We start from the raw sequence: 16,857 nt of genomic DNA, 5'->3' as shown, positions 1-16,857 counted from the left end.
CTCCACAGGGGAGGAGTGCGGTCAGCGGAGCCAGACGTCGCTGCGGACCCGGAGCCCGAGGGTGACCGCGCGGGCGCCGAGGAAGCCGACGGCGAAGGCGAGCCAGAGCGCGAGGAGGCGCCATTCGGCGGGCGCGGCGGGGGCGAGCAGGGCGAGCGGGACGAAGACGGCGAGGTTCGCGAGGCCGCTGAGCGCCAGGTAGCGGCCGTCGCCGGCGCCGATCAGCACGCCGTCGAGCACGAAGATGTAGCCGCCGAGCGGAGCGGTGAGGCCCACGACGGCGATCGCCGCGGGCAGCAGCCGCAGCACCTCCTGGTCGCTCGAGAAGACGTACGGCAGGACACCGCTCAGACCGGTGACCAGCGCTCCGAGCACTACTCCCGCACCGATTCCCCAGGTCACACAGCGTTTCGTGACGGCGCGGGCCTGCTCGGCGTCGCCCGCGCCGAGGAGGCGGCCCAGCAGCGCCTGCGCGGCGATCGCCACCGCGTCGAGGGCGAAGGCGACTGTCGAGAACAGCGTCATCGCCACCTGGAAGGCGCCCAGCTCCTCCGCCCCGAGCGAGGTGGCGGTCGCGACCGCGAGCAGGATCGCCGCGCGGAGGCTCGCTGTGCGCAGCAGCATCCAGCCGCCGGATCCCGCGGAGGAGGCCAGGCCCGCGAGGTGCGGCCGCAGCGGCGCGCCGACCCTCCGGGCGAGCCGCAGCGCGACTCCCGCGTAGGCCGCGAGCATGGCCCACTGCGCGATCACCGTCCCCAGTGCGGAGCCGGTTATCCCCAGGCCGGCCGGGTAGATCAGCGCGGCGTTGAGAGCGGCGTTGAGAGCGAATCCGCCGGCGGCGATCACCAGCGGAGTGCGGGTGTCCTGGAAGCCGCGGAGGAGCCCGGTGAGCGCGAAGACGCCGAGCATGGCGGGAATCCCGGCCATGCTCACCGCCAGGTACCGCACGCCCGCCTCGGCCACCGCCGGCTCCGCGCCGAAGAGCGCCACGACGGCCGGAGCGGTCAGCGCGCCCACCACGGCGATGCCGGCGCCGAGGAGCAGGGCCAGCCAGCCGCCGTCGATCCCGGCCGCCACGGCCCTCCGCTCGTCGCCCTCGCCGAGGGCCCGGCCGACCCGCGGAGTGGTGCTGTACGCGAGGAAGACCATCAGGCCGACGATCGTCTGCAGCACCGTGCCGCCCAGCGCGAGCCCGGCGAGCGGGACGGCGCCGAGATGGCCGACCAGGGCGGAGTCGGTGAGCAGGAACAGCGGCTCGGCGACCAGCGAGCCCAGCGCCGGGACGGCGAGCCGGAGGATGCTGCGGTCGAGGGCGGAGGTCACCGCTCGACGCTAGCGGCTGCCGGAGCTCCGGGACCGGCGTACCGTGGGCGGGATGCAGCGCTTCGGGATCGGGCTGGCGGCCGTGGGCCGGCCGGCGTACATCACGGCAGGGCGCGACGACGACCTCGGCCCCGCGGCCGAGCGGAGCGTCGACGCGCTGCGCGAGCGCACGCACCTGCTGCTCGACGCGGCGTGGGACGCCGGCGTCCGCTTCCTCGACGCCGCGCGCTCCTACGGGCGCGCGGAGGAGTTCCTCGGCGGCTGGCTCGCCCGGCATCCGGAGCGGCGGGCGGCGCTCACGATCGAGTCGAAGTGGGGCTACGAGTACGTCGGCGGGTGGGCGATGGATGCGCCGGTGCACGAGCGCAAGGAGCACTCGGTCGCGATGCTCGACCGCCAGTGGCCGCTCACGCTCGACGCGCTCGGCTCGGCGCCTGACTCCTACCTCGTCCACTCGATCACTCCCGAGAGCCCGGCCCTCACCGACCGCCCGCTGCTGGACCGACTGCGCGGCCTCGCCGGCTCCGGAGTGCGCGTCGGCCTCTCCACCAGCGGACCCGAGCAGGCGCGCGTGATCGAGCTCGCCCGCGCGATCCCGGAGTCGCCGTTCAGCGCGGTCCAGAGCACCTGGAACCCGCTCGAGCAGTCCGCGGGCCGGGCGCTCGCCGCCGCGCACGACGACGGCTGGCTGGTGGTGGTCAAGGAGGCCCTCGCCAACGGGAGGCTCGTGGCGCACCCGATCGAGCACGCCGGCGCCGCGCCGGACGCCGTCGCCCTGGGGGCCGTCCTCGCGCAGCCCTGGGCCGACGTCGTGCTGAGCGGCGCGGCGACTCCGGAGCAGCTGCGGGCCAACCTGCGCGCGCAGCCCCGGGAGCTCCCGGACCTCCCGGCGCTCGCCGTGGATCCGGCCCGCTACTGGGCCGAGCGCTCCGCTCTCGACTGGACCTGAGAGCACTCGAACGAAGTGAGGCGTGCGCTCCGGCGCCGCACGGGATAGCGTTCCTCTCAGCGCCCCGTCTGCCCTCTCTGCGAGGGCTGGCGCGCGGATCGGCCCTCGTGATATCGCCCGAGGGGATCCGCCCCGGCCCGCCACCCCTCTTCGAGTGCGGGCGAATCGAGCTTCCGATTCTCAGGCGATCCGCAGGTTACGGGCGGGGTGACGGCAGTGCCAGAGGAAGCGGGGCGCGCGGGCTTAACGGGGGGTGACGCATCGGCGGGCTATTGCCGGGGAGGCCGGACGGCCGTGGTCCGAGGGGTCGATCTGGATGGCGCACTCGAGGAGCTCGGCGCTCCTCCACAGGGCGCGGATCAGCGCGGGCATCCCCGCGAACGATCGTCACGATCCCGAGCCCTCAGGACTCGGAGCCCCGCCGCACGCGGAGCCGCGTCTCCTCGAGGTCGAGCAGCGACTGGGCGTCGCGGAGGATGCGCTGCGGGTAGGCGCGGCGCGAGCGCGCGTCCAGCAGCGCCTCCCGCTCGGCCGCGACCACGGCGAGGCGCAGCGCTCGGTAGAGGCGGTGCGGAGTGTCCGCGACCGACCTCTCCGTGCCGCGCGAGCGCTCCCAGGCGGCCTCGGAGCGGAGGAACGACGTCTGCCGCACCCGCTCCAGGACGTCCGGAGCGACGCCGTCGGCGCCCTCGACGGCGTCGCCCGGGCGCTCCAGCACCGAGAGGCCCTTCTCGGTGATCTCGTCGAGCAGGCCCGCGAGCGCGCGCTGGTCCTCGGGCACGTCGATCCCGCGGATGCCCAGCGCCCGGATCAGCAGCGGCAGCGTGCTGCCCTGGATCAGCAGGGTCGCGACGGCCACGGTGAAGGCGATCAGCACGAGCTGCGGGCGGTAGGGGATGTCCTCGGGCAGCGACTGCGCGGCCGCGAGGGTCACCACTCCGCGCATCCCGGACCAGCCGAGCACCAGACCGCCGCGCCAGCCGATGCCGTTGCGGCTGAAGTGCCGGTAGTCGCTGCGCCGCAGCAGGTAGCGCCGCTTCGCCCGGCCGCGCTCCTCCTTCGGCAGCTCCTGCGCCTCGGGCGACTCGAGCAGCTCCTTCTGCTCGCGGGCCCGGCGCTCGGCCCGGCGGGTCTGCCAGCGCTCGCCGAGGAGGACCGGCCCGACCCAGAGGAAGCGCACGACGATCAGCCCGACCACCGCGATCAGCCCGATCCCGACCGCTCCGGGCACCGAGAGGCGCGCGCTGTCGGCGTCGTGGATCAGCGAGCGGATCTCGAGCCCGATCAGCAGGAACACGCCGTTCTCGAGCAGGAACTGCACGGTCCGCCAGTTGATCCGGTCGTTCACCCGCGACTGCGCGGTGAAGGCGCGGGAGGAGGCGTGTCCGGTGTGCAGGCCGGCGACGACCACGGCGAGCACGCCCGAGGCGCCCAGGCCCTCGGCGGGGATGAACGCGACGAAGGGGACGATGAAGGAGAGGACGGTGTTGAGCACCGGGTCCTCGAGCCGCGAGCGGACGAAGACGGTGACGACGCTGGCCACGAACCCGACCACGACGGCCACGACGACCGCGTAGAGGAAGTCGCCGATCGCGGCCCACGGCGTCGCGAGCGTCCCCGCGGCGGCGGCGAGGGCCGAGCGGAGGAGCACCAGCGCGGTCGCGTCGTTGATCAGCCCCTCGCCCTCGAGCAGGGTGAGCAGCCGCGGCGGGAGGCCGAGGCGCCGGCCGACCGAGGTCGCGGCGACCGCATCGGGCGGGCTGATGATCGCGCCCACGGCGATCGCCAGGCCCAGCCCGAGCTCGGGGAGGAGGAGGAAGAGGAGCGCGCCGACGCCGGCCGCCGAGATCAGCACCAGCACGACCGACAGGCCGGTGATGGTGGTGAGGTTCCGGCGGAAGTCGATGAACGGGACGCTGAGCGCCGCCGCGTACAGCAGCGGCGGCAGCACGCCGTCGAGCACCCACTCGTGCGGGACGACCACCTCCGGCACCCCGGGGATGTACGAGAGGCCGACGCCGGCGAGCACGAGGACGATCGGGGCGGCGACGCCGAGGCGCCGCGAGAAGACGGCGACCGCGACGAGGACCGAGACGCCGACGATCGCGGCGATGCCCAGCTCCATCAGCGGAGGCTCTCGAGGGCGCAGAAGGGCATGGTCTCGTCTCCAGGGGGTGGCGGGCGATCGCCCGGGACGAGTCTGCGCCTCTCGGCGGATGCGGGGCAGGGGGTTGCGAGCACCCGGCGTCCCGCGCCGGGGTCAGCCGTCGTCGCGAGCGGCGCGGCGGTCGAGCAGGCGGGCGAGCGCGAGGAGGAGCGCCATGGCGCCGAGCGCCGCGACGGCCAGGGCGAGCGCGGCGCCGGGCTCGAGCGTGATCCCGCGCTCGACGACCTGCGCGCGCAGCACCGGGTCGGCCGAGACGACGAGCAGGCCGATCGAGGCGGCGGCGAGGACGAGTCCGTAGAGGACGGCGCCGACGCGGATCCGCGGGCGGGCGGTGGCGGGGGTGGGCGTGGTGGTCATCGTGCGGCTCCGGTCTCGGGGGGGCGGCTCGGGGTGGGTGTCGGGGTGGCGTCGGCGTCCGGCGCGGTGGTGCCGGAGTCGGCGCCCGGTGTGGAGTCCTGGACGCGGATCGACCCGCCCTCCTGGGCGATGCGGACCACGAACGGCTCGGCCTCGGGATCGCCGAAGGTCTGCGTCCACAGCTGACGGCCGTCGGCGGTGCGGACCTCGCGGGGCGCGTCGATCGCGCCTCCGTCGGCGTCCAGAACGAGGAGCTCGGTGTCCTCCGTGGTCGCCTCGAGGCGGACCGCCGTTCCCGCCATCGTGGCGACGGACACGTGCCCGTAGCCGATCCAGAGGTCCAGCGGCTCGCCGGAGGTCTCGTAGCCGGGTGCGACCGTGACGCGCAGGTCGCTCGCCGCGAGCGTCGCGTAGCGGCCGGGAGCGGCGCTCGAGAAGCCGTAGGTGCCCAGCACGGGGAGCAGCTCGCGGTCGGTCGGCAGCACGGCGGCGCAGGCGGCCGTGACCAGCGCGACCGTCGCGAGGGCGATCAGCGCGATCGCGCGCCTCCGGAACAGGCCGGCGAGCACGATCACCACGGCGAGCACGAGCGCGGCCGAGGCGGCTCCGACGACGAGGGCCGTCGGCCCGGAGGCGGTGAGCGAGACCAGTGCGCCGGTCAGTGCGGCGGCGCCCAGGGCGAGCAGCGTGAGGCTCGCCCGCAGCCGGGGGTTCGCGGCGCGTCGCAGGCGCTGGCGCTGCAGGCGCGCGGCGGTGACGGCGGCGGCGGCGACTCGCGCCTCCTCCGCCCGGGCGCGGGCCGTCTCGCGGGCCGTCGCGCTCTGCTGGGCGCGGAAGGCCTCCCGCTCGGCCCGCCAGGCCTCCTGGCGCTCGCGCCACTCGGCGACGGCCTCGGGGGACGAGGGGCGCTCGTCCTGCAGCCCGGGGTCGGGTGCGGGGTAGCCGGGAGCGGAGGGCGCGGGGTAGGGGAGCGTCGCGGAGGGGTGTGCGGACGGGGAGCCCTGGGCCGGGTGAGCGGCCGCGTCGTCCGATCGCCGGCTCCGCCGCACGATCCAGACCACGAAGGCCACGATCAGCCCGAGCACCACGAGCGACCACAGCGTCCGCCCGGTCGCGGGCGCCCAGGGCATCGCCCCGGTGTACGCGCCGCCGAGCGACCAGAAGCCCTGCGCCACCGGCAGCATCGAGGCGAGCACGAGGACGCCGATCCCGGCGTGCACCCGGTCGAGCGAGCCGCGGAGCAGCCGCTCCACCGGCAGGGCGCCGTCCTGGTCGGGCAGCAGCAGCCAGGCCGCGGCGTAGAGGAGGAGCGCGGGCCCGCCCAGCACCGCGACGACGAGCACGATCCCGCGCACGATCAGCGGGTCGATGCCGAGCCGGTCGGCGATCCCCGCGCAGACGCCGCCGATCCAGCCGGGACGGCGGGGCAGGTCGAGGCCTCGCAGCCAGAGCACGAAGCGGTTCTCGGGCGCGGGGGGCGGATCGGCGGGGCCGGGGGCTCCCGGGTCGGGGCTCTCGGGGCCGGTGCTGTCCGGGCCGGCGCTGTCGGGTCCGGCCGCTCCGGGATCCGTCCCGATCGGCGTCGTCGCTGTGCTCGCCGCCTCCGTGCCGTCCGGCTCCGCGGAGCCCGGCGGGGTCGTGCTCTGTCCTGTCATGCTGCGAGTCTCCCGTGCGCTCCACGGCCCGAACCATCGGGGGAACCCCTGATCCGACCCCGAGAGCACCCCCGATCGTGCGGCCGACCTGTTTGGATTCAGGGGTGAGCACAGTCCCCGGCACCGCCGTCCGCCCCCCGCTGCAGCGGCCGCGGACGATGCTGCTCGGCGGAGTGTGCACCGCGGTCGCCGACCACCTCGGCTGGAGCGTGCGGAGGACCCGCCTCCTGGCCGTCCTCACGACCGCGCTCGGCGGGGGCGGCGCGCTCCTCTACCTCTGGCTCTGGGCGCTGGTGCCCCTCGCGCCGCTCGACTCGCGCGACGCGGATCCGGCCGTCCGCCGCTCCGCTCCCGTGGCCGGCCTGCTGACCCTCGCCGCCGCCGTCGCGGCGCTCGCCGTGCTGATCACCGTCGACAGCGGCGACGACGCCGACATCACGCGCGCGCTCGTCGCCGTCGGCCTGCTCGCGGGAGGAGCCGTCGGCTGGAGCCTCGGGCTCGACCGCGGCGACGCCGTCCGCCCCGCCCGGTACGGCTCCGCGGTGCGCCTCGCCTCCTGCGCGCTGCTGGTGCTCGCCGGAGCGGCCGTGCTCACCGGCCGCCCGAGCGCCCTCAACGCGGTCCTCGCCGTGGGCGTGCTGCTGATCGCCGCCGGCGTGCTGGCCGCGCCCCGGGTGGTGACCCTCTGGTCCGAGCTGATGGGCGAGCGCGCCGCCCGCGTGCGCGAGGAGCAGCGGGCCGAGATCGCCGCGCACCTGCACGACTCCGTGCTGCAGACCCTCGCGCTCATCCAGAACCGCGCCGGAGCCTCGAGCGAGGTCGCCCGCATCGCCCGCGCCCAGGAGCGGGAGCTGCGCGACTGGCTGTTCGAGCGCGACGTCCCGGTCGCCAACGACCTGGCCGCCGAGGTCCGGGCGATCGCCGCCGCCGTCGAGCTCGACTACCCCGTGCACCTCGAGGTGGTGGCCGTCGGAGCGTCCGTCCCCGGCGCCGCCGCGCTCCTCGCCGCGACCCGCGAGGCCGTGCTGAACGCGGCCCGGCACGCGGGCGGCGACGTCTCGGTGTACCTCGAGTCCTCCGTGCAGGGCGTCGACGTGTTCGTGCGCGACCGCGGCCCCGGCGTCGTCCTCGACGAGGTGCCCGGCGACCGCCTCGGCATCCGCGAGTCGATCATCGGCCGGATGGCGCGCGCGGGCGGCAGCGCGACCGTGCGCCCCGGAGTCGGCGGCACCGGCACCGAGGTGCATCTGCGACTCCCCGCGGAGGTCGAGCGGTGACCCGCGTGCTGCTGGTCGACGACCACTCGATTTTCCGCTCCGGCCTGCGGGCCGACCTCGCCCCCGAGCTCGAGGTCGTCGGGGAGGCGGCCGACGTCGACTCCGCCGTCGGCCTGGTCGCCTCGCTCGCGCCCGAGGTGGTGCTGCTCGACGTGCACCTGCCGGGCGGTGCGGGCGGAGGCGGGGCCGAGGTGCTGCGGCGCAGCGCCGGGTCGTCGTCGCGCTTCCTGGCGCTCAGCGTCTCGGACGCCGCGGAGGACGTGGTCGGCGTGATCCGCGCCGGCGCCCGCGGCTACATCACCAAGGCCAGCTCCGGAGCCGAGGTCAGCCGGGCCGTGCTCGCGGTGGCGGGCGGGGACGCCGTGTTCTCGCCGCGCCTGGCCGGCTTCGTGCTCGACGCCTTCGGGGCGCTGGCGGGCGAGCAGGCGGAGTCGGTGGACGAGCTCGACCGGCTCTCGGCCCGCGAGCGCGAGGTGATGCGCCTGATCGCCCGCGGCTACGCCTACAAGGAGGCGGCGGCCGAGCTCTTCATCTCGGTCAAGACGGTCGAGTCCCACGTCTCCGCCGTCCTCCGCAAGCTGCAGCTCTCCTCCCGCTACGAGCTCACCGCCTGGGCCTCCGCCCGCCGCCTGCTCTGAGGCGCGCGCGAGCAGTCAACCCCGTCCCTCCTCCCGCTCCTGCCGTCCGACACTGTCGGGACACGACAGGAAAGGACGACCCGATGGTGACCACCACCCCCGCTCTCCCGACCCTGGCCGAGCTCCTCCGCGACTCCCGGCCCGTGTCGCAGCTCTACGTCGACCTCGCGATCGACTCCGGGGATCCGCCGGACAGCTCGCTCGAGCGCGCCACGTCCCTCGGAGACGAGCTCGCCCGCCAGGGCGCCCCCCAGGCAGACATCGAGGCCCTTACCGCTCTGCTCGAGGGGGCCGGGCGCCCCCAGGGCGGCTGCTGCCTCTTCGCGGTCGCCGTGGACGGGAGGGTCGTGCTGAGCGAGGTGCTGCCGGGTCGGCCGGTCGCGCCCGAGGGCGTCTCCTACAGCCCGCTCCCGGACATCGTGCCGCTGCTGCAGCACCGGCCCGACCTGCGCGTCCTCGTCGTCGAGACCTCGCGGGACGGCGGCGAGATCCGCCTGCACCGCCTGGGCGCCCAGCGTCCCGAGGCCGAGCAGGCCGTGCAGGGCCGCACCGACACCCTCCACAAGGCGCAGGCCGGCGGCTGGCGGCACGACCGGTTCCACCACCACGCGGAGGAGATCTGGCGGCGCACGCAGGCCGAGCTCGCCGCCGCGGTGGACGAGCTCGTGCGCGTGCACCGGCCGTGCCTGCTGGTCGTCGCGGGGGACATCCACGCCCGGCAGCTGCTCGCGCAGCAGCTCTCGCCGAGCAGCGCCGCGATCCTGGCCGTCGAGCCCGTGAACACGCGGGCCGCCGGCAGCGAGGAGGGGGTGCTGGAGCGGTTCGTCGACGAGCAGCTCGACCGGATCCTGCTGCGCGAGAAGGAGGACGTGCTCGACGCCCTGCGCACCGGGGAGCCGCGCCGCACCGTCGAGTACTCGCTCGGCGCGATCGTCACCGCGCTGGCCTCGGCACAGGTCGAGACGCTGGTGCTCGACCCCGGCCGGCTGCGCGAGCGCGCTCTGCTGGCGCTCGCTGCGGAGCCGTGGGTCGCGTCGGCCCCGGAGGAGGCGCTGGGCGCCGAGGTGATCGACTCCGTCGACGCCGCCCTCGCGCTGGCCCGCGCCGCCGTGCTCACGGACGCGCGCGTGCTCGTCACCGACTCCCGCACCGCTCCGGAGGGGGCCGACGTGGTGACGCTGCCGCACGGCGCCGACGCCGCGGCGATCCTCCGCTGGCGCACCGGCCCGCCGGTCCCGGGGGCCTGAGCGGCGGGTCCCCGAGCGCGACAGGGCCCGGGCCCCGATCCTGCGATCGGTCCCGGGCCCTGTCCGGCCTCACGCCTGCGGGTCGTCCTCGCCCTCGGCGGCCGCGCGGCGGCGCGCTCCGAGTCCGAGCGCGGTGGCGCCCGCGGCCAGGAGCGCGGTGGCGCCCGCGATCAGGCCGACGCTCTCGACTCCGGTCGAGGCCAGCCCGCCGCCCGAGCCGCCGACGGGCAGCGGGGTCGGCGTGCCGGTCGGCGCGGTCGTGGGCACCGGGGACGGAGCCGCGGTGGGCGCCGCAGTCGGCCCGGCGGTCGGCGCCGTGGTGGGAGTCGCCGTGGGCGCGGTGGTCGGCGGGGTCGTCGGTGCCGTGGTCGGCCCGGCGGTCGGCGTCGGAGTCGGCGCCACCACCTGCGACGCCGGCAGGATCTGCACGATGGTCGGACGCGGTGCCGCCACCGCCCCCGCCGCCGTGGATCCGTAGTCCGGGAAGAACGAGGTCGGCGCCTCGAAGGTGCCCTCCTCGCCCGGGTGCTGCACCGCCACGAACACGTGCTGGTCGAGGTCGTGGACGATCGGTCCGCAGGTCTCGGCGTCGCGGGGCACCGAGAGGAACTGCTCCACCCTGCCGCGCGTCGCGCCCTCGAGCGCGACCTTGAAGAGCCCGTCGTTGTAGCCGATGCCGCTCGGGGCGCCGTCGGTCGAGATCCAGAGGTTCCCGACCGAGTCGAACGCCAGGTTGTCCGGGCACGAGATCGGCGAGACCTGGTCCGCCGGGAAGCCGGAGAAGTAGACGACGTCGCCCTGCGCCTGGTCGCCGCAGAGCATCAGCAGGTTCCAGGTGAAGGTGCGGCCGGTCTGGTCGCCGCCGTCCTCGATGATCTCGACGATGTGGCCGTCGCGGTTCTCGGTGCGCGGGTTGACCTCGGTCGCGCCCTCCTTGCCGCCCTCGGTGCCGCGGGCGGAGTTGTTGGTGCAGGCCACGTAGATCCGTCCGCTGACCAGGCTGGGCTGCACGTCCTCGCAGCGGTCCATCTTGGTCGCGCCCGCGGCGTCCGCCGCCTGGCGGGTGTGGACGAGCACCTCGGCGACGCTCATCCCGGCGATCGTCGAGGCGCCGTTCAGCACCAGGGGCAGCCACTCGCCGATCCCGTCGAAGCCGCCGTCCGAGGGGACCGCCCCGGTGCCGGTGATCTCGGCCACGGGGGAGTCGCCGGTGAAGCGGGCGACGTAGAGGTCGCCCTCCTCCAGCAGGGTCTTGTTGTGGGCGCGGTCGCCCTCGATGTAGCGCTTCGTCGAGACGAACTTGTAGAGGTAGTCGAAGCGCTCGTCGTCCCCCTGGTACGCGACCACGCGGCCGTCCGGGGCGATGATGACGTTCGCGCCCTCGTGCTTGAGCCGGCCGAGCGCCGTGTGCTTCTTCGGCGTGGAGTCGGGGTCGAAGGGGTCGAACTCCACGATCCAGCCGAAGCGGTTCGGCTCGTTCTCGTAGCCCGGGGTGCGGGCGTCGAAGCGGGGGTCGTCGAGCTCCCAGAGGCGCGAGGTCTCGGAGTCGGCGAGGCCGTAGCGCTTCTCGGCGTCGCTCGTGCCGACGGCGCGGAAGTAGCCGTTGAAGTTCTCCTCGCCCGAGAGGATCGTGCCCCACGGCGTCGTGCCCCCGGAGCAGTTGCCGAGCGTGCCGAGCACGGTGCGGCCCTCGGGGTCGGCGACCGTCTTCAGCAGGTCGGTGCCGGCGGCGGCGCCGGTCACCTCGTAGGGGGTGTCGAGCAGGTAGCGGCGGTTGCGCTCGCCCCCGCGGACGTAGGCCCACGGGCGGTCGACCGCGGTGCGGACCAGCTCGACGACGCTGAGGCCGTGGGCGGCGCGGCCGACGGCGCGCACGCGCTCCGGCTCCGCCTCGAGCTGCGCGGCCGGGAACATGATGCTCTCGTTCGTGTACTCGTGGTTCACGACGAGCAGGGCGCGGAGGCGCTTCGAGCCCGGGATCTCGACGATGTCGGTGTAGTCGTTGTTGTAGCCGAACTGCGCGGCCTGGGCGGCCTCCGTCTGGTCGGCGATGTCGAAGGCGGGGCTGTCGGCGAAGAGCGGGTCGCCCCAGCGGATGATCGGCTGCCAGGCGAAGCCCTCGGGGACGGTGAACCGGTCGACCGTGTACGGCACCGGAGCGATGGGAGTGAAGGCGAGCGGCGAGCCGTCGGCCGAGGTCGCCACGGCCGCCTCGGCGGTGGGTGCTCCTCCGGCGGACGCGACGGCGACGGTGACCGCGCCGGCCAGGCCGAGGCCGAGGGCGCTGCGGCGGGAGAGCTGCGACGAGACGATGTCGCGGAAGTAGCTGTTGTGCGACGTGTTGCAGGTCGCGGTGGAGCAGGCGTTGGCGCACTTCAGCGCGCAGGTGACGGGGCTGCGCTTGCCGCGCACGTGGCCGGCCATCGGGAGGAGGAGCGGGCGGCGGGCGGTGTCTGACATGGAGGTCCTTCGATCACGAGCAGGAGACGCGATCGAGGCAAGCAGGGGGAGGGGGCGCCGATGCCGCCGGGTGGAGGCTCCTCCCTGAACGGATTGTGAACGTTCTCACAAGAAGGTGAGGCTCACCTTCCCTCCCGGCGGCCCTCCGAGCGCGCCTCCAGGACCGCCCCGACGTTCCCCGCGATCCACTCGACGACCGGCAGCAGACGCTCCGCCAGCTCCGCTCCCAGCGGCGTCAGCCGGTACTCGACGTGCGGCGGGACGACCGGCCGCGCCTCGCGGTGCACGAAGCCGTCCTCCTCCAGGATCCGCAGCGTCTGGGCGAGCATCTTCTCGCTGATCCCGCCGATCCGGCGCCGCAGAGCGCCCCAGCGCAGCGTGCCCGGAGCGAGCGCCGCGAGCACCAGGACGCCCCACTTGCTGGTGACGTGCCCGAAGACCTCGCGGCTCGGGCAGTCGGCGGAGTAGACGTCCCCGGCGAGCAGGGGGGAGTCGGCGATCATCATGGGTGCTCCTCGGAACAGGTGTGATGACGGTACTAACGAAATAGTGGGTACTGCATTCCGGGAAGCAGGAGGAGGATGCGCCGGTTGCACCCTCCTGGCGGCGGACCCCGCCCGCCCCACCCGTCAGGAAGGACCCCTCATGACCCTCGTCGTCACCGGAGCCACCGGCCACCTCGGCCGTCTCGCCGTCGAGCACCTGCTCGCCCGCGGCACCGCCGCCTCCGACATCGTCGCCACCGGCCGCGACGCCGCGAAGCTCGAGGCGCTCGCCGCCGACCTCGGCGTCCGCACCGCCGTCGCGGACTTCGACGACCCCGCCTCGCTCGACGACGCCTTCTCCGGCGCCGAGGCCGTCCTCCTCGTCTCGGGCTCCGAGGTCGGCAGGCGCGTCGCACAGCACACCGCCGCGATCGACGCCGCCGTCCGCGCCGGCGCGCGCCTGGTCTACACGAGCGCCCCGAAGGCGACCACGAGCGCGCTCCTCCTCGCCCCCGAGCACAAGGCCACGGAGGAGGCGATCGCCGCCAGCGGCGTCCCCGCCGTCGTCCTCCGCAACGGCTGGTACAACGAGAACTACGAGCAGACCGTCGCCGAGCTCGCCTCGACCGGCAGCACCCTCTCGAGCGCCGGCGAGGGCCGCGTCGCCAGCGCCGCGCGCACCGACTACGCCGAGGCCGCAGCGGTCGCCCTGACCGACCCGTCCCTGGTCGGCACCGTGCACGAGCTCTCCGGCGACACCGCCTGGAGCTTCGACGAGCTGGCCGCGATCGTCGCCGAGGTCGCCGGACGCGACGCCGCGATCAGCCACGTCTCCTCCGACGAGCACGCCCGCGTCCTCACCGGCGCCGGCGTCCCCGAGGGCGGAGTCGGCTTCGTCGTCGGCCTCGACGCGAACATCGCCGACGGCCTCCTCGGCGGGACCGACGGCTCGCTCGCCCGCCTGATCGGGCGGCCGACCACGCCGATCCGCGCGTACGTCGAGGAGCAGCTCGGGCACTGACGCTCCGGCGTCCCCGTCGGCCGGGTCCGGCTCGCAGGAGCACCCCGCTCCCGCGAGCCGGACGGTGGCGCGCCCGGCCTCCCGCGGCGCCGCGCCGGTCACTCCCTTCCGCGGCTCCGCGCCCGCCCTCCGCGGCTCCGCGCCCGACCCGCCGCACCTCGCGCCACCGTGTCGGCGCCCCGACGTAGGCTGTCCGCCATGACCTCGACGACGCCTCGCTCCGGTATCGACCGCTCCGAACTCGACCCCGCGACGCGCCCGCAGGACGATCTCTACCGGCACGTCAACGGGCTCTGGATCGACCGCACCGAGATCCCCGCCGACAAGGCGCGCTACGGCTCCTTCCACGTCCTCCAGGAGGAGGCGGAGAAGGCCGTGCGCGACATCATCGTCGAGGCGCAGACCGCGCAGCACGGCACCGAGGAGCGCCTGTTCGGCGACCTCTACGCCTCCTTCATGGACGAGGAGCGGGCCGAGGAGCTCGGCGCCGCCCCGATCGCCGACGACCTCGCCGCCGTGCAGCGGGTCGACTCGATCCCCGGCCTGCTCCGCGCGGTCGGCGCCTTCGAGCGCACCGGCGTCCCCGGGCTCTTCGGCCTCTTCGTCGACAACGACCCGGGCAGCCCCGAGCGCTACCTCGTCTTCGTCAACCAGGGCGGCCTCGGCCTGCCGGACGAGAGCTACTACCGCGAGGAGGAGTTCGCCTCCGTCCGCGAGGCCTACACGCCGTTCGTCGCGCGGATGCTGGCCCTGGCCGGCATCGACGCCGCCGAGGCCCGCGCCGAGCGCATCGTCGCCCTCGAGACCGACCTGGCCGCCGCGCACTGGGACAAGGTCCGCAGCCGCGACAGCCAGGCGACCTACAACCTCCGCTCCTGGTCCGAGGTCGAGGAGCTCGCCGCGGGCGTCGACCTCGGCGTCTGGCTCACCGCGATGGGCGCTCCGGAGGGGGCGCTCGCCGAGGTGGTCGTCCGCCAGCCGAGCTTCCTCCAGGGTCTCGCGGGCCTGCTCACCGAGGACCGGCTCCCGGCCTGGCGCGACTGGCTGTCCTGGCAGGTGATCCGCGGAGCCGCGGCCTACCTGTCCAGCGGCTTCGTCGACGCCAACTTCGACTTCTACGGCCGCACCCTCACCGGCACCCCGCAGAAGCGGGAGCGCTGGAAGCGCGCCGTCTCGCTCGTCGAGGGCTCGCTCGGTGAGGCGGTCGGCCGCACCTACGTCGCCCGCCACTTCCCCGAGACGGCGAAGGCCGCGATGGACGTGCTGGTCGCGAACCTCATCGAGGCGTACCGCCGCTCCATCGTCGACCTGGAGTGGATGAGCCCCGCCACCCGCGAGCGCGCGCTCGAGAAGCTCGCGAAGTTCACGCCCAAGATCGGCTACCCGGTGCGCTGGCGCGACTACTCCGCCCTCTCGATCGACCCGGCCGACCTGCTCGGCAACGCCCGCCGCGTGGCCGAGTTCGAGTTCGCCCGCGAGCTCGGCAAGATCGGCCGCCCGCTCGACCGCGACGAGTGGTTCATGACCCCGCAGACGATCAACGCGTACTACAACCCGGGCTTCAACGAGATCGTCTTCCCTGCCGCGATCCTGCAGTTCCCCTTCTTCGACGAGGCCCGCGACCCCGCCGCGAACTACGGAGCGATCGGCGCCGTCATCGGTCACGAGATCGGCCACGGCTTCGACGACCAGGGCTCGCGCTTCGACGGCGACGGCCGCCTCACCGACTGGTGGACCGAGGAGGACCGGGCCGCGTTCGAGGAGCGGACGAAGGCGCTCATCGCGCAGTACGACGCGCTCGCTCCCGCGACCACGCCCGGGCACCACGTGAACGGCGCCCTGACCATCGGCGAGAACATCGGCGACCTCGGCGGTCTCGGCATCGCCTGGAAGGCTTACCTGCTCTCGCTGGACGGCGAGGAGCCGCCCGTCGTGGACGGCCTGACCGGCGCCGAGCGCTTCTTCCTCTCCTGGGCGCAGGCCTGGCAGCAGAAGTCGCGCGACGAGGAGACGATCCGCCTCCTCGCCATCGATCCGCACGCTCCGGCCGAGTTCCGCTGCAACCAGATCGTCCGGAACATCGACGAGTTCTACGCTACTTTTGACGTCTCCGAAGGCGACGCCCTCTGGCTCTCCCCGAGCGAGCGCGTCACCATCTGGTAGTCGCCGCCGACCACCTCCGCACCACGGACGAGGAGCCCCGGGCATCGAGAGCCGACCGATGCAGCGGGGTCGTCCGCCGATCGCGCGTCCTGCCGGCGCGTGAGGACCCAGGTCCCCCCTCCGCACGACCGCACTCCCGACCCGTAGAGGGGCCGTACCCGTGGTGATCCCCACCAGCGAGACCCGCCGTGAGAGCCGACGCAACCGCCGGGGGCGCCACAAGGGCGGCGGCGACCGCGAGAACTTCCAGCGCGGCTTCGACGCCCTCGGCCGTCTCGCGATCGACGGGGTCGTCGTCTCGGCGCGCGCCGTCGACCTGGCGACCGGCCGCACCCTGTTCGCGGTCGACGACTCCGTCTCGATGCCCACCGCCTCCCTCGGCACCGTCGTGCTGCTGATCGAGGTCGCCGCCCGGCTGGCGAACGAGCCGCAGGAGAACCTGCGCCTGGTCGACCGGACCGCGGCGGACGCGGTCTCGGGCTCCGGGCTCTGGCAGCACCTCCAGGTGCCGTCGATGCCGATCGCCGACCTCGCCGCCCTCGTCGGGGCCTCGAGCGACAACCTCGCGACCAACGTCCTGCTGCGCCGCGTCGGCCTCGATGCCGTGCGCGAGCGGGCGGAGGCGCTCGGCCTCTCCCGCACCGCCCTGCTCGACGTCGTGCGCGATGAGCGCGGCCCGGACGACGCGCCGCAGCTCTCGATCGGCTCCGCCCGCGAGCTGACCTGGCTGCTCGCCACGCTCGCGAACGGCGAGATCGTCGACGCCGCCGTGAGCTCGCGGGTGATCGGCTGGCTCTCGCTGGGCACCGACCTCTCGATGGTCGCCGCCTCGTTCGGGCTCGACCCGCTCGCCCACCGCCACCCCGACCACGGCGTCCTGCTCGTCAACGCGACCGGCACCGACGTCGGCGTCCGCGCCGAAGCCGGAGTCCTCCGCGGCCCGCGCGCCGGAGTCGCCTACGCGGTCGCCACCCAGTTCGACGACACGACCCTGCACTACCGCCTCGCGGTGCTGGAGGGCATGCGTACCCTCGGAGCCGACCTGCTCGAGTACGTGCACTGATGGCTGCCGGGGCGGAGGCTCCTCCGGAGCAGGCCGACCCCGCGGGGCCCCT

The 16,857-nt window shown here is 74.8% G+C and carries 13 protein-coding genes; 7 read left to right on the top strand and 6 right to left on the bottom strand.

Features of this window, described 5'->3' with window-relative positions; all coding sequences use genetic code 11:
- Positions 1–21 precede the first annotated feature (21 nt).
- Positions 22–1,323, bottom strand: a complete 1,302-nt coding sequence (locus C5C46_RS04120) for an MATE family efflux transporter (RefSeq protein WP_104225754.1) — start codon at positions 1,321–1,323, stop codon at positions 22–24.
- A 52-nt stretch (positions 1,324–1,375) separates the two neighbouring features.
- Between C5C46_RS04120 and C5C46_RS04115 the strand changes: the two genes are divergently transcribed.
- The gene (locus C5C46_RS04115; RefSeq protein ID WP_104225753.1) at positions 1,376–2,272 is read left to right on the top strand and encodes an aldo/keto reductase; all 897 of its coding nucleotides are present in this window, start codon (positions 1,376–1,378) and stop codon (positions 2,270–2,272) included.
- Between the two features lie 403 nt (positions 2,273–2,675).
- Here the strand turns inward: C5C46_RS04115 and C5C46_RS04110 are convergent, their stop codons facing one another.
- The 3 genes from C5C46_RS04110 to C5C46_RS04100 form a co-directional block, all read right to left on the bottom strand.
- Positions 2,676–4,397, bottom strand: a complete 1,722-nt coding sequence (locus C5C46_RS04110) for a sodium:proton antiporter (protein WP_104225752.1) — start codon at positions 4,395–4,397, stop codon at positions 2,676–2,678.
- A gap of 135 nt (positions 4,398–4,532) precedes the next feature.
- Positions 4,533–4,796 (bottom strand): hypothetical protein, encoded by a 264-nt coding sequence (locus tag C5C46_RS04105; RefSeq protein ID WP_104225751.1) that lies wholly within the window; start codon positions 4,794–4,796, stop codon positions 4,533–4,535.
- The gene (locus C5C46_RS04100) at positions 4,793–6,451 is read right to left on the bottom strand and encodes a PspC domain-containing protein (RefSeq protein ID WP_104225750.1); all 1,659 of its coding nucleotides are present in this window, start codon (positions 6,449–6,451) and stop codon (positions 4,793–4,795) included. The genes C5C46_RS04105 and C5C46_RS04100 overlap by 4 nt, the downstream gene beginning before the upstream one ends.
- A 104-nt stretch (positions 6,452–6,555) precedes the next feature.
- On the opposite strand from C5C46_RS04100, the gene C5C46_RS04095 reads away from it, so the two are divergent.
- The 3 genes from C5C46_RS04095 to C5C46_RS04085 all read left to right on the top strand — a co-directional run bounded on the left by C5C46_RS04095 (position 6,556) and on the right by C5C46_RS04085 (position 9,613).
- Positions 6,556–7,728 (top strand): sensor histidine kinase, encoded by a 1,173-nt coding sequence (locus tag C5C46_RS04095; RefSeq protein ID WP_104222840.1) that lies wholly within the window; start codon positions 6,556–6,558, stop codon positions 7,726–7,728.
- A complete protein-coding gene (locus C5C46_RS04090) occupies positions 7,725–8,366 on the top strand; it encodes a response regulator transcription factor (RefSeq protein WP_104225749.1) in 642 nt (213 codons plus the stop codon). The genes C5C46_RS04095 and C5C46_RS04090 overlap by 4 nt, the downstream gene beginning before the upstream one ends.
- 83 nt (positions 8,367–8,449) lie before the next feature.
- Positions 8,450–9,613, top strand: a complete 1,164-nt coding sequence (locus tag C5C46_RS04085) for a Vms1/Ankzf1 family peptidyl-tRNA hydrolase (RefSeq protein ID WP_104225748.1) — start codon at positions 8,450–8,452, stop codon at positions 9,611–9,613.
- A 69-nt stretch (positions 9,614–9,682) separates the two neighbouring features.
- On the opposite strand, the gene C5C46_RS04080 is transcribed toward C5C46_RS04085, so the two are convergent.
- Both C5C46_RS04080 and C5C46_RS04075 read right to left on the bottom strand, forming a co-directional pair.
- Positions 9,683–12,073, bottom strand: a complete 2,391-nt coding sequence (locus tag C5C46_RS04080; protein WP_104225747.1) for a PhoX family phosphatase — start codon at positions 12,071–12,073, stop codon at positions 9,683–9,685.
- Positions 12,074–12,195: 122 nt separating this feature from the next.
- A complete protein-coding gene (locus C5C46_RS04075; protein ID WP_104225746.1) occupies positions 12,196–12,579 on the bottom strand; it encodes a helix-turn-helix domain-containing protein in 384 nt (127 codons plus the stop codon).
- 139 nt (positions 12,580–12,718) lie between these two features.
- On the opposite strand from C5C46_RS04075, the gene C5C46_RS04070 reads away from it, so the two are divergent.
- From C5C46_RS04070 to C5C46_RS04060, 3 genes are all read left to right on the top strand, one after another.
- Positions 12,719–13,579, top strand: coding sequence for an NmrA family NAD(P)-binding protein (locus C5C46_RS04070; protein ID WP_104225745.1), 861 nt, complete (start codon positions 12,719–12,721; stop codon positions 13,577–13,579).
- A 198-nt stretch (positions 13,580–13,777) separates the two neighbouring features.
- Positions 13,778–15,742, top strand: a complete 1,965-nt coding sequence (locus tag C5C46_RS04065) for a M13 family metallopeptidase (RefSeq protein WP_104222834.1) — start codon at positions 13,778–13,780, stop codon at positions 15,740–15,742.
- Between the two features lie 160 nt (positions 15,743–15,902).
- Entirely contained in the window at positions 15,903–16,805 is a 903-nt protein-coding gene (locus C5C46_RS04060) for a serine hydrolase (protein WP_104222833.1), read from the top strand.
- The last annotated feature ends 52 nt before the right edge of the window (positions 16,806–16,857 follow it).

Source organism: Rathayibacter sp. AY1E6 (genome assembly GCF_002931115.1).
Lineage (GTDB): Bacteria > Actinomycetota > Actinomycetes > Actinomycetales > Microbacteriaceae > Rathayibacter.
This window is presented reverse-complemented; position numbering and strand designations above follow the sequence as displayed.

Coding starts and splice junctions, on each gene's coding strand:
- C5C46_RS04115 (WP_104225753.1), top strand. CDS start 1,376: ATGCAGCGCTTCGGGATCGGGCTGGCGGCCGTGGGCCGGCCGGCGTAC.
- C5C46_RS04110 (WP_104225752.1), bottom strand. CDS start 4,397: ATGGAGCTGGGCATCGCCGCGATCGTCGGCGTCTCGGTCCTCGTCGCG.
- C5C46_RS04105 (WP_104225751.1), bottom strand. CDS start 4,796: ATGACCACCACGCCCACCCCCGCCACCGCCCGCCCGCGGATCCGCGTC.
- C5C46_RS04100 (WP_104225750.1), bottom strand. CDS start 6,451: ATGACAGGACAGAGCACGACCCCGCCGGGCTCCGCGGAGCCGGACGGC.
- C5C46_RS04085 (WP_104225748.1), top strand. CDS start 8,450: ATGGTGACCACCACCCCCGCTCTCCCGACCCTGGCCGAGCTCCTCCGC.
- C5C46_RS04080 (WP_104225747.1), bottom strand. CDS start 12,073: ATGTCAGACACCGCCCGCCGCCCGCTCCTCCTCCCGATGGCCGGCCAC.
- C5C46_RS04075 (WP_104225746.1), bottom strand. CDS start 12,579: ATGATGATCGCCGACTCCCCCCTGCTCGCCGGGGACGTCTACTCCGCC.
- C5C46_RS04070 (WP_104225745.1), top strand. CDS start 12,719: ATGACCCTCGTCGTCACCGGAGCCACCGGCCACCTCGGCCGTCTCGCC.
- C5C46_RS04065 (WP_104222834.1), top strand. CDS start 13,778: ATGACCTCGACGACGCCTCGCTCCGGTATCGACCGCTCCGAACTCGAC.